Here is a 17,575-nt window from a genome sequence, read left to right on the forward strand (position 1 = left end):
CGTCTGATCGGTTCGCCCACCGCCGTTCTCCTTCGTGCAGGTGCGGGCACTTTGCGGCAGCCCCCGGTCTTCGGCAAGCCGAGGAGGAGTGAGGAACACCTTAACCCTTGCAACCTATGGTCGTGCTGTGTCCAGTTCGGGGGTGTCGATGATTTGGTGGGTGGCAGCGGTCGTGGCGGTGAGCGTAGGAGCCGCCGCGTTTCTATGGCGGCGTTTTGCAGAGCGTGGCGGGGCTCCCGACAACATGTCGCTCCGCTCGGAAGCCGCTGGTCTTCTGGTGGAGACCGTGACCGGGCTCAGGGAGCCCCTCGTCGTTCTCTGTGCGGAGGAGGAGGCCATCAGGCGCAGCAGCGATACGCGCACCCCGGTTCCTCTCCGAACCGCCGGAGAGCTCGGCAGTGCCCTTCATCAGATCAGGCATGTGCTGACGCAGGTTATGGACCTTGCCGAGCTGGCTGGGGGCGCATCACCTAAGCGTCGCGAGCCTACGGACCCCTGCGAGGTGAGCCGCGCGGTGGCGAAAGAAATCAATGCAGCCCTACGCTGCAGCGGTTCGGCGGTGAAGGTCAGCCTCTCCTCCACCCAGAGCTCCATGGTGTTTCTCGATGCTCAGAAGTATACGGAGTGCCTGAAGGCGATCTTGGCCTTCGCTGTCAGCAGCGATACCGAGGAAGGCCCGATCCGCATGCGGCTTCACGGCGAGCCGAGCTTCGACGGCGGCGAGAAGCTCAGCATACTGGTGGAGCTGCCCAGTCTGTCGGCGACGGAGGTGGCGGATCTCTTCCGTAGCGAGCCCTGCCCGAGGCGCTTGCCGCTCAAGGTGGCGTCGATCCTGGCGGCCGCCATGGGGGGCAGGCTGAGCTCCGTTATCCTGCCCCACGGCACGCCGGCGCTCTCCCTTCAGATCACCACCGAGAGGGCCGCGGAGAGGCCTGACCTGCCCGACCTTTTGGGGGAGGCGGCCTAGGAGGTCAGCGCGGCCTTCGCCTCCCGGTACTCGGCGGCTAGGCGGTCCACCAGGCTCTTGGCCGTGCCGACCTCGTGCACCGAGCCGATGCCCTGGCCCGCCCCCCAGATATCCTTCCACAGCTTCGCCTCGCTGTCGCCTCCAGACTTGAAGCTCATCTTGGAGGGGTCGCTTTCAGGCAGGTTGTCCGGGTCGAGGCCAGCGGTCTTGATGGAGGACTTCATGTAGTTGCCGTGCACGCCGGAGAAGTAGTTCGTGTAGACGATATCCTCCATGCCGCCCTCTACGATACCCTCCTTGTAAGGGTCCGGCGCGTTCGCCTCAGCGGTGGCGATGAAGGCCGAGCCTATATAGGCGGCGTCCGCTCCTGCCGCCTGAGCCGCCAGCACGCCTCTCCCCGTGGCGATGGCGCCGGAGAGGAGGATCGGACCATCGAACCACTCCCGCACCTCGGCGAGGAAGGCGAAGGGCGAGATGGTGCCCGCATGGCCGCCCGCGCCGGCCGCCACCAGGATGAGCCCGTCAGCGCCCTTCTCCACGGCCTTCTTGGCGAAGCTGTTGTTGATGACGTCGTGGAAGCAGAGGCCGCCATAGCTCTGGGTGGCCTCGAAGACTTCGGGCCGTGCCCCGAGCGAGGTGATGGCCAAGGGCACTTGGTGCCTCACCGTGGTCTCGAGGTCCGCCATCAGCCGGTCGTTGGAGCGGTGGACGATGTGGTTCACGGCGAAGGGCCTGCCCGCCTCCTTGATCTCGTCGAGCCACTCGGTCAGCGCCTCCTGCGGCCTAGCGTTCAGGGCCGGGAAGGAGCCGATCACCCCCGCCTCGCACTCGGCGCGGACCAGTTTGGGGCCGGAGACGATGAACATCGGCGCCGCCACCACGGGCAGGCTTTGCGGGGCGAGCAGCTCTTTGAACTTGGCGCGGGCGTCTTGCGGGGAGAGTTTGGGCATAGGCCGTCCTTACAGTCTTCCGTCGCCTTGAGGTGTCGCAGAAACCGCCGCTCTTCGCCATAGAGCGAAGCGGCGCAATGCCAGCTTGTTCTTGACTTCGCGCCGCCGCTTCCCTAGCTGCCATCCTCCGCCGGGGCACCAGAACCCCGGACCAAAAAGGCAAGTCCTCCACCCTTTGAGAGCTTAGCGAGAGAGATATGAGCTACGCAGTCATCAAGACAGGCGGTAAACAGTACCGCGTGAAGTCCGGCGATGTCATCCATGTGGAAAAACTGGAAGGCGAAGCGGGCGACAAGGTTTCCCTCGGTGAGGTGCTGATGCTGGGCGGTGACAGCCCCAAGGTCGGTGCCCCCCTGATCGAAGGCGCCTCGGTCGATGCCGAGATCGTCGAGCAGGCGCGCGACAAGAAGATCGTGGTCTTCAAGAAGCGCCGCCGCCAGAACTACCGCCGCAAGAAGGGCCATCGTCAGCACATGACGGTCCTGAAGATCGGCGCCATCAACGCGTAGAGAGCTGGAGAGCAACCATGGCACATAAGAAAGCAGGCGGCTCGTCCAGAAACGGCCGCGACTCCGCAGGCCGCCGCCTCGGCGTCAAGAAGTTCGGCGGCGAAGCCGTCATCCCCGGCAACATCATCGTCCGCCAGCGCGGCACGAAGATCTTCCCCGGCGACAATGTCGGCCTCGGCAAGGACCACACGATCTTCTCGAAGATCGCCGGCAAGGTGACCTTCCGCACGACCAAGGACGACCGCAAGATCGTCTCCGTCGAACCGGCCCAGGCTGCCGAGTAACCCGCTCCAGTCCGTCATCCCGGCCGGAGCGCGGAGCGCGAGAGAGCCGGGACCCATGGACTGGAACAAGCGGCACGTGCTGCGCTTCACCTGAAGTCCGGTCCCTGGGTCCCGGATAAGCCTTCGGCTTTCCGGGATGACGAGCGAGAGGACCATGCCGCACACAATCAGAACCGAACGGCTAACCTTAAGGCCCGCATCCCTCCGGGGGGCGCGGGCCTTTTGGCATGAGGTGCGCTACTGGCCGGTGCTCGGTAATACGGGTTCCTGGCCTTATCCCCTCAGCTACACGCATACGGCGTTCATGCTGCGAACAGCGGCGGCGAGCGACGGAAGGGACCATGTCTTCTTCATGATACGGGGGACGCGGCCCATCGGCTCGATAGGCCTGCACCGCGACCGTGGCCGCATCTCCTCGCTGGGCTACATGATCGGCGAGGACCATTGGGGGCTCGGCCTGACCAGCGAGGCCGTCCGCGCCGTCTGCCGTTTCGGTTTCCGGCAGCTTCGGCTCGAAGCCATCTCGGCGGTGGTGGCGGAGTGGAACGAGCCTTCCAAGCGGGTCCTCCTGAAGAACGGCTTTCAAGCCACCGGCCGCTCCGTCAGCGGCTACTCGCAAGCCCAGAAACGAGAGGTCGTTCACAACGACTTCCTCCTCAGACCGATAGATGTACCGCGATGAAGTTTCTCGACCGTACCAAGATCTATGTGAAGGCCGGTGACGGCGGCAACGGCGCGCACAGCTTCCGGCGCGAGAAGTATATCGAGTTCGGCGGCCCCGACGGCGGCGACGGCGGCAGGGGCGGGCATGTCATCGCGCGGGCCACGGACAACCTCAACACGCTGATCGACTACCGCTACCAGCAGCACTTCAAGGCGCAAAACGGCAAGGGCGGCGCGGGGCGTCAGCGCACCGGCGCGGGCGGCGACGACATCGTGGTTCTCGTGCCGACCGGCACCGAGATCTACGAGGAGGACGAGGATACCCTAATCGCCGACCTGAGCCGCGAGGGCGACGAGGTGCTCCTCGCCAAGGGCGGCAATGGCGGCTGGGGGAACCTGCGCTTCAAATCCTCGACCAACCGCGCCCCAACGAGGGCGAACCCCGGCCACCCCGGCGAGCAGCGCACCGTCTGGCTGCGGCTGAAGCTTCTGGCAGACGCGGGGCTCGTGGGCCTGCCCAATGCGGGCAAGTCCACCTTCCTCTCCGTCGTCTCCGCCGCCAAGCCGAAGATCGCCGACTACCCGTTTACCACGCTCGTGCCGCAACTCGGCGTGGTGCGGCTGGGGCCCGGGCAGAGCTTCGTCCTCGCCGACATCCCCGGTTTGATCGAAGGCGCTCATCAGGGCGCTGGCATCGGTGACCGGTTCCTAGGCCATGTGGAGCGCTGCGCGGTGCTGCTGCACCTCGTCGATGGCGGGGCGGAGGATGTGGCCGAGAGCTACCGCACCGTTCGGGCCGAGCTGGAAGCCTACGGCCACGGCCTGACGGACAAGCCCGAGCTGGTGGCGCTATCCAAAGCCGATACGGTGCCTGAGGACGAAATCGAAGAGAAGCGCGCAGCGCTGGCGGAGGTGTCGGGACGCGAGGTCTTCGTCATCTCGGCGGCAGCCCAGCAGGGGGTCAATCCGCTGCTGAGGGGCGCTTGGGAGGAAGTGAGCAAGCTTCGTCCGCCTGCGTCCGAAGGAACGCCCGAAGAAGAGGAAGAGGAGGGCTGGCACCCTGCGGATTAGCCCCCTCCGCCCTTCGGGCACCTCCTCCATTAGTGGGGGAGGGAAGGAGAACCGCCGCTGCTCTCTATATCGCTCCCCCACGCGTGGGGGAGCTGCCGGTAGGCTGAGGGGGCTGCGGCCTACCCATCCTGCAGCACGGGAAACGCTAGGGTCACGCTGAAGATCGCCACCAGCACGACCACGACACCGACCGCGAAGTTCCGCCTGCGATGTTCCAGATCGTCCTCCGGCTTGGAGAAGGCGAAGACCGCCACCGGCACCATCACGGCGTTGATGACCAGGGTGAAGATCATGAAGCTCGTGGTCGGGAAGAGTTCGGCGAAGCTGACATGCTCGCCTGACACGGCCCGCGCGATGAAGGGCAGGCCCACGGCCAGGTCGATGGAGATGACGATGCCGATGAAGGCCTTGGCGATGTCCTCCGCCGTGTCGATCACGGCACGGACCAGCCGCACGCTCTTCCGGGTCAGGGCGAAGCCGTACTCGCGGCCCGCGATCAGTCCCAGGAACACCCAGGTGGTGCTCATGGGGATGTCGGATAGCTCCTTGAAGAAGAAGAGCAGCGAGGCATAGGTGAAGTCGATGATGGTGGCCGAGCGGATGTCCACCACGTTCGTCTTGGTGCGAAGGATGCGCTGCACCGGTCCGCCCGACCAGGCGAAGGTGATGGCCAGGAACCCTAGGATCAGGGCCATGGCGCCGAAGGCTTGGAGGGCCGAGAGCTCACGCGGCAGAAAGACGAAGATGTTGGCGAAGTCCTGGATCAGCCAGACCGACCAGAGATAGCCCGTCGTGGTCCACTGAACGATCACCCAGTAGAGGCCGCGGCTCCGCAGCATGGCCGCCGCGACCGCGACCCCCTCCACCACCACCGAGATGGCGATGCCGGTCCACATGACCCCCTGGTCCTCGATGGTGCCGAACAGGAAGAACTGCGCCGCGAAGAAGCCGCCGCCGACGACGGTGATGAGGCCGAAGGGCACGAAGCTCGACAGCTCGGACCCCTCGAACCACTTCTCCAAGGTCCGCCCGATGACCAGCCACAGGCCAAGCCCCACGGCGAAGGCGAGGCCGTAGCCGATCAGCGATTTCTCGATCATGGAGCCGAGGCCCCCGATCGTCGCGAAGATCGTCAGCACCATGAAGGAGGTCGACACCGGGATGCCGAGCCTCGTGATGATCAGGAGCACGAGGGGCGGCAGGGTGTGGTACCAGCGCACGTCGATGGGCGGGTACTTCGCCTCGTTGGTCAGGCGCCCGAAGGAGGGGTCGCCGCCATTGGCGATCCAGCCATAGGTGAAGGTGAGGAGCAGCACGGCGCCTGCGAAGCCGAAGAGCACCGCCCAGTGCACCTGCCGGTTCGAGTTGATGAACGTACCAAGGGTCTGCAGCGCGTCGTTGCCGACCACGGCATAGGCCGCGAACGCAAAACCGATGATCGCCCAGATCTCTAAACCCAGCACAGAACAGCCCACCCGTTATCGAAAGACCCGCCGCCCCTACGCATGGGACGCAACGGTTTTGTGACGATGGATCTGCGGTCGCGTGTCGAAAGGGAGATGGAAGGCTCTCATCTCTCCCTCCGGGAGAGATCGACATCTTTGATGTCGAGTGAGGGCGAGTGATGAGAGAGGCTTTATCCTAAGTACGCCCTCACCCGAAATCAGTAGATTTCGACCTCTCCCGAGGGAGAGGTAAGAGCGTAGGTCCTCAGCGTTTGACCTTGGGAGCCTTCAGAAACACGTAGAACGCGCCCCGACCGCCGTGCTTCTGGTGGGCGGGTTTCACCGAGGCGATGCGGCTGCCGTAGAGGCCGAATTCCATCCCGTCGAGGAAGCGCTTGCGCAGGACCCCGCGGCCCTCGCTTCCCTCCTTCGAGCCCTTGCCCGTGATGACGAGGAGTACCCGGTGCTTCAGCGTTACGGCTCGGGCGATGAAGGCGGCGGTGGCGCGGTCCGCCTCGTCCTGCCGCATGCCGTGGAGGTCGAGCACCGCGTCGATCTGAAGGCTGCCCCTGGCCACCCTTCGCTCCCGCCGAGGATCACCGCCGAGAAGGGGTGAGACGGGAGGCGGTGCAGGCTGTGGCGCGATGCTGCGCAGATCGAGCGGGGCAGGGGGCGGCAGGGGGGTATCGGGCACTTTTGGCGGCACCGGCTTCAACGGTGCCATCGGCGAGACCGAGCGCGCCACGTGGTTCCAAAGCCTCTTCTCCTCCGGGCTCAGCTCGCGGCGCCTCTTCATGCGCCTGGGGCGGCGTCGCCGGGCAGACGGGCGGTCTTGGGCAGGAGCACGTAGAGGTTGGCTTCGAGCTTGAGGCGGCCAGCCACCTCGCCAGCCTCGTCGCCTCGGCCTAAAAAGAGGTCGGCTCGGTTCTCCCCGCGAATGGCCCCGCCCGTGTCCTGGGCGGCGGCGAGCCCGGTGAAGCCGAGCTCCTCGCTCTCTCCTGCAATATAGATCAGCGTGCCCAGGGGCGTCACCGTCCGGTCCACCGCCACCGAGGCGAGGGGGGTGAGGGGGACGCCTGCCGTGCCCAGGGGACCCTCGTCATCCTCGGCCTCGCCGCGGTCGGTGAAGAACACATAGGAGGGGTTCGTCGCCCGGACCCTTGCCGCGTCCTCGGCGCTGGCGGCTTCCAGCCAGGCCCTGATCGACTGCATGGTAACTTCTTCGAGGGGCATGGCGCCCTCCTCGACCAGGGTCTTGCCGATGGCCTTGTAGGGGTGGCCGTTCTGGGCGGCGTAGCCGATGCGCCGCTCCTCGCCCGCGAAGTCGAGAACACCGGAGCCTTGGATCTGCAGGAAGAAGAGGTCGTCGGGCTGCATGTAGCCGAGCACCTCGATCTCCTCGGGCGGCGCAGCTTCCAGGGCCGCGCGGTCGTCATAGGGTACGAGCCGCCCGCCCTTGACCCGGCCTGCGATGCGGCGGCCTTTGAGGTCGTCGCGGAAGCTGCCAAGATCGACGCTGACCAGGTCCTCGGGCGCGGCGAGTACGGGTGCGGTGTAGATGCCCTCCGGCTCGGCGCGGGCCGCGAAGACGGGCTCGTAATAGCCGGTGACCAGGCCCTTTCCATCGCCCACGCGCACGGCGACGAAGTGGTCCTCGACGAACCGGCGAGCGTCAGCTTCCTGCGCAACAGAAGGCGCCTCCGCGCAAGGCTCAGCGAAGTCCTCCGCTCTTCCGAGGGGCAGGTCGTCGCGCCCCAGCCAGCGGCAGCTCGAAGCGAACGCCCTCACGGCAGGCAGTATCTCCGCCTCAGCGAAACCAGGAAGCTCGCTCAAGCTCACCCGCTCGTAGCGGCTCTCGTCCTCGACAGGCGGCGAACAGGCGGCGGCGATCAGAAGACCGGTCAGGGCGAGAACACGGCGCATGGCGGCTCCCGGTGGGCTCAAGCGGCGGAGGTGGCGACCAGGGTCCAGTTGGGATCGTTGGTGTCGATGGGCCTGGTGAAGGTCCAGGTATCGACCACGGTGACCACCTGCTCGGGATTACCCTCGACCACCTCGCCGGCCTCGTTCCGCACGGCGCGGACCTGCTCGGAGCGGAAGCGCACCTCGGCGCTCAGATGCTCGCTCTCGCGGACCACGGTCATCACCTCGGGCTGCTCGGCGCCGACAAAGGTGAAGTCGACCTTCTGGCCTGCCTGCTGCCGCCCATCGATGGCGACCTCGAAGCTGTGAATGACATCCGGGGCCACGAAGCCGCGCACATCGCCGAGGTCGCCCGAGGCATAGGCCTCGACCACCATCTCATAGGCGGCCTTGGCGCCTTCGAGGAAAGGCTTGGGCTCGAAATCGGCCACATGCTCGCGCGCCTCCTTGGCCCAGAGGGGCAGCTTCTCCACCGGGGTGAGGTTGCTCTGGGCAGGGGCGGCGTTCGCCTCGATCTCGTCGGCGGTGGGGACGGGACGCAGGATGGGCCGGTCGGCCTCGTCGGGCTCGTGCCCGCCCCTGGTGCCCAGCACGTTGAACAGGCGGTAGCTCAGAAACAAAGCCAGGGCCGCGAAGATGATAAGCGACAGATCCATGGATTACCCTTCGGTCTCGGCGGCCCACTGCCACAACGGAACACCCGAAGACCAGCAGCGGTTGCTCCTTAGTTAGGCAGCACATACAGCCCTGCCAGATGAACCCTCGTGGCGGTCTTTGCAACGGCGGCCAGACATCCCACTTGGTAAGGCCGTGCTACCCTACGAAGAGAGTGTGACCTGCCTGTGGCCTTGATCCTGTTTTTTCTTCTCATCGTGATGCCGATCGTCGAGATCTTCCTCCTGATCCAGGGGGCGATCGCCTTCGGCGTGGTGCCGGTGATCCTCCTGACCATCGGCACGGCCGCGCTAGGCACGTTCCTGATCAAGCGGCAGGGGCTGAAGGCGCTGCAGGAGCTGCGCGCCGATATGGGGGAGGGCCGCCCGCCTGTCGGCTCGGTGGTGGACGGCGCGGCGCTTCTGGTTGCGGCGCCGCTTCTGATGACGCCCGGTTTCGTCACCGACGGTTTCGGCTTTCTGCTTCTCGTCCCCTTCGTCCGGCGGGAGGCGGCCAGGATGGCGCTGCGGCGACTGAAGAAGATGCACGCCAACGGGCAGGTCGTCATCCACACTCGGCGCGGCGGTTTCTGAGCCCTCTAAGCATTGCAGGAGGGCTGCCCCCCGTGTAGCCCGGCGCCTTCTTTTCAGCTTCCCAAAGAAGGCCCGCCCCATGTCCGACACGCCGCAAGAGCCGCAGAACCCCGAAGCCCCCGTCCAAGGAGAGGGCGGTCAGCCGATGATGCGGGTCCTGACCCAGTACCTGAAGGACCTCTCCTTCGAGAGCCCCGCCGCGCCCCAGAGCCTCGCCGCGGGGGCCACGAGCCCAAACATGGAGGTCGCCGTCGACGTCAACGCCCGCGCGCTGGGCGAGAACCGCTACGAGGTGGAGCTCTCCTGCTCGGCGACGGCGCGCCGCGAGGGCAACATCATCTATGTCTGCGAGGCGAACTACGCAGGCCTCTTCCAGATCGAGAACGTGCCCCAGGAGCGCATGGAGCCGGTGCTCCTGGTGGACGCGCCCTACATGCTGTTTCCGTTCGTGCGTCAGGTCGTGGCCCAGTCCACCCGTGACGGGGGCTTCCTGCCGCTGCTCCTCGAGCCTCTCGACTTCATGGGCATGTACCAGCAGCAGCGCGCTGCCGCGGCCCAGCAGGGCGGTCAGGCACCCATCGCCGACGCCTGAAGTCGTAACTTCTACCGACGCCTTCCCACGGTCCGCAGAGCGGATCCGTGGGACCCATCAGCTGAGGCGGGTAGATCATACTGACGATGGAAGATGGATCCCACGGACAAGCCGTGGGAAAGCGCTCTTGGACCGGAATAGCTTCTCTGGGAGACTGCCGTCCCGAAGAAAACTCCCTTCAGTCCGCCGTCTTCGCGTTGGCGACGCCCTTGGCCTTGTTGAGGATGGCGCAGAGCATCTTGTCCTGGGGCACGAGCGAGGCGGCCTCTTCGATCTCCGGGAAGGTGCTCTGACCGGCCTCGGCCACCATCACCACGCCGTCGAGTTGAGGCATGATGGTCATCACGTCGTCCGTGCCGAGGATCGGCGGCAGGTTGAGGATGACCACGGTCTCGTCGGCCACCTCCTTGAACGCCTTCAGCGCGTGGTTGAGGCGGGCGGAGGCCAGAAGCTCGGCGCTCTGCGAGGTAGCACGGTCCGACAGGAACAGCAGCAGATTGCTGGCGGGGACGCGGGTCAGATAGTCATCGACCCGGCCTTCGCCGCGGAAGAAACCGATCCCCGAGCGGAAGTCGCGGGCGTCGAGGTAGCCTGCCAGTAGAGGCCGCTGCAGGTTGAGATCGGCCAGCACCACGGTCTGCTCGGCCCTGCGCGCGCAGGCACGGGCGAGGTGGATGGAGCTCACCGTCTTGCCGTTGCGGGCGGTCGGGGAGGTCACACCGACGACCTTGCCGCCCTTCTCGGAGAGGCGCTGCAGCACGTTGGTCCGCACGATGCGGAAGGCGCTGTCGAAGGCGGTACGCTGGCCGGGACCCATGCCGAAGCGCTCTTCGAAACGGGCGAAGTCGGCGTCGGAGACACGGAACCGCGACAGGTCGCGGTCGCGGTCGCTGGCCCGGCGCTGGGGTTTGACGGCGCTGAACCCCTCCGATGTCACCACCTCGGCCGTGCGACCGGCAACGGGCCGCTCCTTGGCGAAGGGGGCGTTGAGGGCGCCGAAATCGGGACGCGCGACCTTGGCGAGCGCGTCCTCGAGAGGGCTCGAGCTGCCGGAAGAATTATCAGTCATGAACTACCACCTCACCGGCAAGTGCAACCGGCTCCTACGCTCACTATAACAGAACTCTGTAAGCAATATACCCGCAAAGCGCCGCCAAAAGCACCGAAACGAGGACCAACGCGATCATCACGGTGCGCCGGAACTTCTGTTCTTCTTCGTCGACGATCTCGGGGACTTCGACCACGGTGACACCGGGCAGCGAAAGCCCCATCTGGCGACCGCTATCCACCTTGGGCATCAGCAGCACCGGCAGGAGGCCGATGGCGGCGGCGAGGCCTCCAGAGGCGCCGGCCAGCATAATGGCCACCGCCGGCTTGTCGGGCGCGGTGGGGGTATCGGGAAGGACGGCCGATTCGAGGATCTCGACACGCTCCGCCTTCTGCTGGGCCTCCAGGCTCTCCGACTGCTCTGCCGTGGCCAGTTTCCCTTGGGTGCGTTCGAGAAGCCTGAGAATGCGCTCCTCCTCGGTTTCGAGGACGTCGAGCCGCGCTGCGACGCGGGGCATGCGGGCGATCCGGTCCTCCGCCTCGTCGAGTTCGGTGCGCAGCTCTTCCAGCCGCGCCTCGTCGCTTTCGATCCGCTGCATGAGCTGCTGTTCGTTGGTCTCGAACTGGAGCCTGGCGAGGGAGGACTGACCGCCCTGGGCGCGGGCGTCGGCAAGCTGCGCGCGCAGATCCTGACGGCGCTCTTCGAGTTCCGCCCGTTGGCTGTCGCTGAGGTCGTCGCTCCGCAACCGGGTGTTGAGGCCGCTGATGAGCGACTGCGAGCGCCTTTCGAAGGCCCTCGGGTCGAGGCGGGCTTCGAGCTCCAGCACCTCGCCGGTCAGGGCGATCACGCCGGGATAGGTCTCGGTGAACTGGCTCTTGAGAGAGAGAAGCTGGCGGCGCTTCTCGTTCAGGGTCACCCGCTCCAGATCGCTGCGCTCATTGGCGTCGATGATCAGCGGCTGCTGCACCCGCATCAAAGCGAGGCTCTGATTGCTGCTCTCGACGCGCTCTTCGAGGCGCTGCATCTCGTCCCGAAGCCGCTCATAGACCGACTGGTTGTAGCTCAGGCTCTCCGGGGTGAGGCCGGCATTCTCGTTGCGGACATCGGCGATCTCGCGGCGGATGTCGTCCAGGCGGCGCTGCTGATCGCGGGCCTCGGTGCGGAAGAACTCGGCGGTGCCTTCCGCCGCTTCGATCCTCGCCTCGACGTTCTCGGCCAGGAAGTCAGTCACCACCTGGTTGGCGACCCGGAAGGCCGTCTGGGGGTTCTCGTGCACGAAGCCGATCTCGAAGGTGATGGTGCTCGGCTCGTCGCTGCGCCTGCGGCGGTTGTCGATCTTCTCGATGGAGATGCGGATGTCGTCGCGGACATCGACCACCTGTGCGGAGAACGGCTTTTTGCTGTCCCGGTCGAAGAGGTCGAACTTCCGGGCCAGCTCCACCACATTGTCCCGCGCCCTGATCTCGGCCTTGATCGTTTCGAGCCGGTCCTGGGCGATGGCCTGAACCGCGGAAGGGACGAGGTCCTGGGACACCTGCTGATCGGTGACGATGAGGAGCGCCCTGGAATGGTAGCGCTCGGGAATGGTGCCCAGCACGACGAGCCCGATCGTCAGAGCGACCAGAAACGGGATGAGCATCCAGAAGAAGCGGCGCAAGCCGATCCTGATGAAGTCGCCGATGTCGTAGCGTTCCATGTCCACCTGCACCTTACTGGGTCTCTAGCCCGAACCATGCAGCACCCGTGCCATCCATGGTTGTCCCGCCAGCCCAAACGCGAAAGCACGCCTAGCCGCAGACGCATGAAGGTCGCGTCTACGGCCAGCCGGTCTTCTATACTCGAGAACTATGTAGAGGCGTAGCCGGAGTGGCGAGAACTTAGCTCTGCGGCTTTACCATACTCACAGAAACGTGAACTCGGTCGCGCCCTCGCTAGCGGATGCGGACCGAGCCGCCGCTCGATGTCTTCGTGTCGACCTTGTCCGGGTCGCCGCCCACCTGGACCGAGCCGCCGCTGGAGGCTCTGGCCTTGATGCGGTCGGTGGTGTGAACCCGCACCGAGGCGCCGCTGGAGACGCTGGCCTCGCCGCTGTCGCAGACGAGGTTGCCCGCGTTGAGATCGGCACCGGACGATGCGCCCGCCTCCACTTGGTCACAGGTGCCCTCGATCTCGAGGTTGGCGCCGGAGCTGGCCTTCAGCTCGATACTGCCGCCGGAGACCCCTTCCACGCGAAGCTCGGAGCCCGACGAGGCGGACCCGTCCTCGAACTCGGGCATGGTCACCGTGAAGTTGAGCCTGTTGCGGCTGCCGAGCCTGATGCCGCGGCTGCGCTCCCTGGAGAGGACCAGCGTGTCGCCATCCATCCGCACCACGGCCTCGTCGGTATCACCGTTGGTCTCGAGGGTGATCGAGTAGTCCGAACCGACGGTGACCTCGACATAGACACCGGCGCTGGAGGACACGCTGTCGAAGCCGGAGAGATCGTAGCTCTTCGTCTCCGCCGAGGCGGTGCCTCCTGCGAGGGCCACGGCGGCTACGGTGGTAAGTGCGGTGCGGAACATGAACGGCCTCCCTTATCGTTATGTAAGAGGGTGGTGGTCCATGTGCCGCAGTTCAAGAGATGTCCTGTCAGAACCTCGTCGTCGCGAGCGGCCCGTCGCCGGTATGCTCACGGGTGATCATCAGCCGGGCGCCGTTGCGAAGTGCGTAGGCCACCGCCTTCGACCGCTCGGCGAAGCGGGGATCGGGGTCCTCGCCTAGCTTCAGGCGCTCGTCGTCTCCTTGCAGGAAGCCGCAATGGTCCGGATGGATCAGCACCGTATCGACCCGCCCCTGGATCGCGGCCGGGACGATCTCGGCCGCCGAACGAAGGGCGCTCGAGGGATCGACGTCTTCGAGGGTCTTGCGGGAGGTTTCCCGAAGATGTTCCTCCACCACATCCGCCGCGTCCTTCAGGAGACCGTCCAGCTCGAGCCCTTCGCCTGCAGCTTTGAGGTCGTGCTCCAGAAGGTTCTGGTGGCTGAAGCTCTCGCGGAAGTGGCCGATGCGGCTCGGGCCGCCAGCCAGGACCAGCGGGTCGCTGCCGGTGACGATGTCGCCGACCTGGCGACCGAACGCAGCTAGCACGCGAGTGATCTCGTCCTTGCGCAGGTCCTCGGTCGCCGTGCCGAGGGCGTGGAACTTGGCCGGAGCGCCGGAGCGCCGGACGCTGCCCGAGGAGTGGAACACCACGGCGTCCATCGGATGGTACTGCTCCATGGTGGAGGTGAGCGTCTGCACCTCGCTGGGCGTCTTGTCGTGAAGGTAGCCGTCGCTGACATGGAAGAGGCGGGGCTGCTCCACATCGAGGATGGCGAGCCAGAAACGCGAGGAAAGATGGGCGTCGGCCAGCACCGGCAGCGCCAGCGCAGCTCCCCCTAGCCTCATCCGAGGGTAGGGACGCTGCTGCAGGGCGAAATAGTTGGTGTCCTCGCCATTGGTGAAGACGGCGAAGCCGCCGGGCGGCAGGTCGGACTGGTCGAGGCTGGTCACGATGGAGCGGATGCGGTCGCGCATCCCGGCGGGGCCGCGGGCCTCGTCTTCGAGCTCCTGAAGGAGGTTCTTGCGCACGAGATCGAACTTCTCGGCATTGCCCGCAGCGTCGGGGCTCGGATAGATCAGCGACATCACCCTGTCGTCTTCGAGGGTCCCGTCCTCCGTCGGGTCGGGAAGGTAGGTACCCAACTGCTCGAGCACGGTTTCGAGAAGGGTCTGCTTCATCATCATCTCTCCGGAAGGCGTCATGGAATCAACACGGGTTAAGCCCTGCCGGTTCGTGCTGCGTTGCGGGGGCCTTTTGTGCTGCTGAGGCGGCGGGAGGCGGCGCGAAAGTCGCTGTGATCGCGCATATTTCACAAGGCTGCGCCGCTGACGGACGGCCTACGATCTGGCAAGGGAGCATCAAAAAGAGACGAGCACGCGCGCAGGAAAGGCCTGGAACAGATGGACGGTTTCCAAAGAAGCGGTGAGGCGGAGAGCGGCGCAAGGCGCGGGCTCCGCGTGCCTCAGCCGCCAGCCCGCCCCGGCGAGGCGCCCGACTTCTCGAACGTCGCCTTGGGGGAGCCCGGCAAGCTCGGGCTGCCGCCGCTGGACGCAGAGGCTTCCGCCTTCGGCGTCTTCCACCACGACCTCTTCCGTGTGCTGGGCGAGGACGGCGCGGCGAAAGGTCCCCATGCCGGTGACGTGAGCGATCAGGAACTGAAGAGCGCGCTCCTCGCCATGATCCGCACCCGCGCGTTCGACACGCGCATGCTCCGCGCACAGCGCCAGGGCAAGACCAGCTTCTACATGACCTGCACCGGGGAGGAGGCCATCGGCGTCGGCTGCGCGCTGGCCGCTCAAGACGGGGACATGCACTTCCCCACCTACCGCCAGCAGGGCATTCTGTTCGCCAACAGCATCGACCCCGAAGCTATGATGAACCAGATCTACTCCAACAAGAAGGACCCGCTGGAGGGCAAGCAGCTCCCCGTGCTCTACTCCTTCCGCGAGCAAGGCTTCTTCACCATCTCAGGAAACTTGGGCACCCAGTGGCCCCAGGCCGTGGGCTGGGGCATGGCCTCGGCGATCAAGGGCGATGACAAGATCGCCATCGCCTATATCGGCGACGGCGCCACCGCCGAGGGCGACTGGCACCAGGGCAACCTCTTCGCTGCGGTGTATAAGGCGCCGGTGCTGCTCTGCGTGATCAACAACCAGTGGGCGATCTCGACGACCAACGCTTTCGCGGGTGCCGACCTCAACACCTTTGCCGCGCGGATGGGCAGCTACGGGCTGCCCGCTTTGCGCGTGGACGGCAACGACCTTCTCGCCGTCATGGCCGCGTGCCGCTACGCGGCGGCGCGTGCACGGGCAGGGCACGGCGCGGTGGCGATCGAGTTCCTGACCTATCGCGGCGGCGCCCATTCGACCTCGGACGACCCGACCAAGTACCGGGCCAAGGAAGAGCTCGAAGCCTGGCCCCTGGGCGATCCCATCGACCGGCTCAAGGCTCATGTCATCGCGAAGGGCATTCTGTCGGCTGACGAGATCGAGGCCATCGAGAAGGACGCCGAGACCGAGATGCGCGAGGCGGAGAACCGGGCCGAGGAGAACGGTCTCGTCCACGCAGGCCAGGGCGCACCGGGCGAAGCCATGTTCGATGATGTCTATGCGGAGCTTCCGGGCCGACTGATCGAGCAGAAGAAAGAGGCGGGGTTCTAAGATGTCCGAGACGCTTTCCAACACCCGCAAAATGAACATGATCGAGGCGATCCGCGACGCCCACGACGTCGCCATGGAGCGCGACGACGATGTCGTGGTCTTCGGCGAGGACGCGGGCTTTTTCGGCGGCGTGTTCCGCTGCACGGCTGGCCTGCAGGAGAAGTACGGCACCTCTCGCTGTTTCGACAGCCCCATCGCCGAGAGCGGCATCGTCGGCACCGGCATCGGCATGGCAGCCTACGGCCTGAAGCCTGTGATCGAGATTCAGTTTGCGGACTATATCACCCCCGCCTACGACCAGATCAGTCAGGAGGCGGCACGGATCCGCTACCGCTCCAACGGCCAGTTCACCTGCCCCATCGTCATCCGCACACCGACCGGCGGCGGCATCTATGGCGGCCAGACCCACAGCCAGTCACCCGAGGCGATCTTCACCCATGTCAGTGGGCTGAAGGTGGTGATCCCGTCCAACCCCTACGATGCCAAGGGCCTCCTCATCGCCGCCATCGAGGACCCGGACCCCGTCATCTTCCTGGAGCCCAAGCGCCTCTATAACGGCCCCTTCGAGGGCTATCACGACCGCGCGCTGAAGGGTTGGAAGGACCACGAGGACGGCAAGGTCCCCGAGGGCTACTACACCATCCCCCTAGGCGAGGCGAAGACCGTCCGCGGGGGGAACGCCGTCACGGTGCTCGCCTACGGCAACATGGTCCATGTCTGCCAAGCCGCGCAGGCTGAGAGCGGCGTCGATGCAGAGATCATCGACATGCGCTCCCTCATCCCCCTCGACCTCGACGCCATCGAGCGTTCGGTGAAGAAGACCGGCCGCTGCGTCATCGTGCACGAGGCGACCAAGACTTCCGGCTTCGGCGGTGAGCTGATGGCCCTGGTGCAGGAGCGCTGCTTCTACCACCTCGAAGCGCCGATCGTCCGCGTCACCGGCTGGGACACGCCCTATCCCCACGCGCAGGAGTGGGACTATTTCCCAGGCCCGGCGCGGGTGGCGAAGGCGCTGAAGAAGGTGGTGGAGGCGGTTTGAGGCTGAAGCTCCCTCCATTTCTCTTCTCGGTGCTGTTGTTACTGTCAGTCTTGGTTTTAACTGGCGCAGACTTTCTTAGTGGATCGAGCCTAGCGGTGCAGCGGGTTGCCTTGGTTACCTCGGTTCTATCTACTGGAGCCATGTTCGTCCGTGCTGGGTGGAACTCGAGTAAGCGTAAGCCTGACGGCCACAAGGTTCCTGAACGAACGATCTACTAAACGTTGGAAGTGAGCGTTTCGCTATGACCATCCACACCATCAAACTGCCCGATGTCGGCGAAGGCGTGACCGAGGCGGAGTTCGTCGAGCTTCACGTCAAGGTTGGCGACATGGTCGAGCCTGACCAGAACCTGGTCGATGTGATGACCGATAAGGCCACGGTGGAGGTGCCCTCTCCGCGCAAGGGCAAGGTGGTGTGGATCGGCGCCGAGCCTGGCGAGGTGGTGGCCGTCGGTGCCGAGATCATCAAGATCGAGATGGAGGGCGGCGCGTCCGACACCGTCTCCGCCCCTGAGCCTGAGCCGCGCGCCAATGTGGCGCAGTCTGACGAAATTGCTCAGTCCGCCGCCGTCAAAGGCGCCGCTGACGCCGAGGGCC

18 protein-coding genes and 1 pseudogene are annotated in these 17,575 nt (G+C 65.7%); 10 read left to right on the forward strand and 9 right to left on the reverse strand.

The features are described 5' to 3' along the window. Positions 1–160: 160 nt before the first annotated feature. Positions 161–967 carry a hypothetical protein gene (locus NOG11_RS01200; RefSeq protein WP_256617796.1) on the forward strand — a complete coding sequence of 269 codons (807 nt, stop codon included), beginning with the start codon at positions 161–163 and terminating at the stop codon, positions 965–967. Here the strand turns inward: NOG11_RS01200 and NOG11_RS01205 are convergent. Beyond that, positions 964–1,917, reverse strand: coding sequence for an NAD(P)H-dependent flavin oxidoreductase (locus tag NOG11_RS01205; protein WP_256617798.1), 954 nt, complete (start codon positions 1,915–1,917; stop codon positions 964–966). The genes NOG11_RS01200 and NOG11_RS01205 overlap by 4 nt on opposite strands. 197 nt (positions 1,918–2,114) lie before the next feature. Between NOG11_RS01205 and rplU the strand changes: the two genes are divergently transcribed. From rplU to obgE, 4 genes are all read left to right on the forward strand, one after another. Next, a complete protein-coding gene (rplU, locus tag NOG11_RS01210) occupies positions 2,115–2,426 on the forward strand; it encodes a 50S ribosomal protein L21 (RefSeq protein WP_256617799.1) in 312 nt (103 codons plus the stop codon). A gap of 17 nt (positions 2,427–2,443) precedes the next feature. Then, on the forward strand, positions 2,444–2,710 hold the full coding sequence (gene rpmA / locus NOG11_RS01215; RefSeq protein ID WP_256617800.1) for a 50S ribosomal protein L27: 267 nt from the start codon (positions 2,444–2,446) through the stop codon (positions 2,708–2,710). A 154-nt stretch (positions 2,711–2,864) separates the two neighbouring features. Beyond that, positions 2,865–3,392, forward strand: a complete 528-nt coding sequence (locus tag NOG11_RS01220) for a GNAT family N-acetyltransferase (protein ID WP_256617801.1) — start codon at positions 2,865–2,867, stop codon at positions 3,390–3,392. Then, entirely contained in the window at positions 3,389–4,444 is a 1,056-nt protein-coding gene (obgE, locus tag NOG11_RS01225) for a GTPase ObgE (protein WP_256617802.1), read from the forward strand. Before NOG11_RS01220 ends, obgE begins: the two co-directional genes overlap by 4 nt. A 119-nt stretch (positions 4,445–4,563) precedes the next feature. On the opposite strand, the gene NOG11_RS01230 is transcribed toward obgE, so the two are convergent. The 4 genes from NOG11_RS01230 to NOG11_RS01245 all read right to left on the reverse strand — a co-directional run bounded on the left by NOG11_RS01230 (position 4,564) and on the right by NOG11_RS01245 (position 8,468). Next, entirely contained in the window at positions 4,564–5,907 is a 1,344-nt protein-coding gene (locus tag NOG11_RS01230; protein WP_256617803.1) for a hypothetical protein, read from the reverse strand. Between the two features lie 247 nt (positions 5,908–6,154). Further along, entirely contained in the window at positions 6,155–6,685 is a 531-nt protein-coding gene (locus NOG11_RS01235) for a Smr/MutS family protein (protein ID WP_256617804.1), read from the reverse strand. Beyond that, complete coding sequence (gene mltA, locus NOG11_RS01240; protein ID WP_256617805.1) at positions 6,682–7,812, reverse strand: murein transglycosylase A; 1,131 nt, start codon at positions 7,810–7,812, stop codon at positions 6,682–6,684. The genes NOG11_RS01235 and mltA overlap by 4 nt, the downstream gene beginning before the upstream one ends. A gap of 17 nt (positions 7,813–7,829) precedes the next feature. Then, entirely contained in the window at positions 7,830–8,468 is a 639-nt protein-coding gene (locus tag NOG11_RS01245; protein ID WP_256617806.1) for a Tim44/TimA family putative adaptor protein, read from the reverse strand. Positions 8,469–8,660: 192 nt separating this feature from the next. On the opposite strand from NOG11_RS01245, the gene NOG11_RS01250 reads away from it, so the two are divergent. Together NOG11_RS01250 and secB are read left to right on the forward strand one after the other, a co-directional pair. Then, positions 8,661–9,059, forward strand: coding sequence for an FxsA family protein (locus tag NOG11_RS01250; RefSeq protein ID WP_256617807.1), 399 nt, complete (start codon positions 8,661–8,663; stop codon positions 9,057–9,059). Positions 9,060–9,138: 79 nt separating this feature from the next. Beyond that, complete coding sequence (secB, locus tag NOG11_RS01255; RefSeq protein ID WP_256617808.1) at positions 9,139–9,651, forward strand: protein-export chaperone SecB; 513 nt, start codon at positions 9,139–9,141, stop codon at positions 9,649–9,651. 178 nt (positions 9,652–9,829) lie between these two features. Here secB and NOG11_RS01260 read toward each other — a convergent pair whose 3' ends face one another. The 4 genes from NOG11_RS01260 to NOG11_RS01275 form a co-directional block, all read right to left on the reverse strand. Beyond that, positions 9,830–10,720 (reverse strand): CpsD/CapB family tyrosine-protein kinase, encoded by an 891-nt coding sequence (locus NOG11_RS01260; RefSeq protein ID WP_256617809.1) that lies wholly within the window; start codon positions 10,718–10,720, stop codon positions 9,830–9,832. A gap of 43 nt (positions 10,721–10,763) precedes the next feature. Beyond that, positions 10,764–12,395: a GumC family protein gene (locus NOG11_RS01265; protein ID WP_256617810.1), complete on the reverse strand. Its 1,632-nt coding sequence runs from the start codon at positions 12,393–12,395 to the stop codon at positions 10,764–10,766. A 235-nt stretch (positions 12,396–12,630) separates the two neighbouring features. After that, positions 12,631–13,260, reverse strand: a complete 630-nt coding sequence (locus NOG11_RS01270) for a GIN domain-containing protein (RefSeq protein ID WP_256617811.1) — start codon at positions 13,258–13,260, stop codon at positions 12,631–12,633. Between the two features lie 67 nt (positions 13,261–13,327). Next, the gene (locus NOG11_RS01275; RefSeq protein WP_256617812.1) at positions 13,328–14,461 is read right to left on the reverse strand and encodes a baeRF3 domain-containing protein; all 1,134 of its coding nucleotides are present in this window, start codon (positions 14,459–14,461) and stop codon (positions 13,328–13,330) included. Between the two features lie 219 nt (positions 14,462–14,680). Here NOG11_RS01275 and NOG11_RS01280 point away from each other — a divergent pair, with 219 nt between their 5' ends. From NOG11_RS01280 to NOG11_RS15075, 3 genes and pseudogenes are all read left to right on the forward strand, one after another. Then, positions 14,681–15,940: a thiamine pyrophosphate-dependent enzyme gene (locus NOG11_RS01280; protein WP_256617813.1), complete on the forward strand. Its 1,260-nt coding sequence runs from the start codon at positions 14,681–14,683 to the stop codon at positions 15,938–15,940. 31 nt (positions 15,941–15,971) lie between these two features. Next, on the forward strand, positions 15,972–16,979 hold the full coding sequence (locus NOG11_RS01285; protein ID WP_370468210.1) for an alpha-ketoacid dehydrogenase subunit beta: 1,008 nt from the start codon (positions 15,972–15,974) through the stop codon (positions 16,977–16,979). Between the two features lie 241 nt (positions 16,980–17,220). Further along, positions 17,221–17,439 (forward strand): annotated as a pseudogene (locus tag NOG11_RS15075) (biotin/lipoyl-containing protein); the annotation flags it as partial. Between the last annotated feature and the right edge of the window lie 136 nt (positions 17,440–17,575).

Source organism: Parvularcula maris, assembly GCF_024505085.1.
GTDB lineage: Bacteria > Pseudomonadota > Alphaproteobacteria > Caulobacterales > Parvularculaceae > Parvularcula > Parvularcula maris.

Excerpts from the sequence above, each read along its gene's own strand:
- NOG11_RS01205 (WP_256617798.1), bottom strand. The coding sequence starts at position 1,917 with ATGCCCAAACTCTCCCCGCAAGACGCCCGCGCCAAGTTCAAAGAGCTG.
- rplU (WP_256617799.1), top strand. The coding sequence starts at position 2,115 with ATGAGCTACGCAGTCATCAAGACAGGCGGTAAACAGTACCGCGTGAAG.
- rpmA (WP_256617800.1), top strand. The coding sequence starts at position 2,444 with ATGGCACATAAGAAAGCAGGCGGCTCGTCCAGAAACGGCCGCGACTCC.
- NOG11_RS01220 (WP_256617801.1), top strand. The coding sequence starts at position 2,865 with ATGCCGCACACAATCAGAACCGAACGGCTAACCTTAAGGCCCGCATCC.
- obgE (WP_256617802.1), top strand. The coding sequence starts at position 3,389 with ATGAAGTTTCTCGACCGTACCAAGATCTATGTGAAGGCCGGTGACGGC.
- NOG11_RS01235 (WP_256617804.1), bottom strand. The coding sequence starts at position 6,685 with ATGAAGAGGCGCCGCGAGCTGAGCCCGGAGGAGAAGAGGCTTTGGAAC.
- mltA (WP_256617805.1), bottom strand. The coding sequence starts at position 7,812 with ATGCGCCGTGTTCTCGCCCTGACCGGTCTTCTGATCGCCGCCGCCTGT.
- NOG11_RS01245 (WP_256617806.1), bottom strand. The coding sequence starts at position 8,468 with ATGGATCTGTCGCTTATCATCTTCGCGGCCCTGGCTTTGTTTCTGAGC.
- secB (WP_256617808.1), top strand. The coding sequence starts at position 9,139 with ATGTCCGACACGCCGCAAGAGCCGCAGAACCCCGAAGCCCCCGTCCAA.
- NOG11_RS01260 (WP_256617809.1), bottom strand. The coding sequence starts at position 10,720 with ATGACTGATAATTCTTCCGGCAGCTCGAGCCCTCTCGAGGACGCGCTC.
- NOG11_RS01265 (WP_256617810.1), bottom strand. The coding sequence starts at position 12,395 with ATGGAACGCTACGACATCGGCGACTTCATCAGGATCGGCTTGCGCCGC.
- NOG11_RS01270 (WP_256617811.1), bottom strand. The coding sequence starts at position 13,260 with ATGTTCCGCACCGCACTTACCACCGTAGCCGCCGTGGCCCTCGCAGGA.
- NOG11_RS01275 (WP_256617812.1), bottom strand. The coding sequence starts at position 14,461 with ATGATGAAGCAGACCCTTCTCGAAACCGTGCTCGAGCAGTTGGGTACC.
- NOG11_RS01280 (WP_256617813.1), top strand. The coding sequence starts at position 14,681 with ATGGACGGTTTCCAAAGAAGCGGTGAGGCGGAGAGCGGCGCAAGGCGC.
- NOG11_RS01285 (WP_370468210.1), top strand. The coding sequence starts at position 15,972 with ATGAACATGATCGAGGCGATCCGCGACGCCCACGACGTCGCCATGGAG.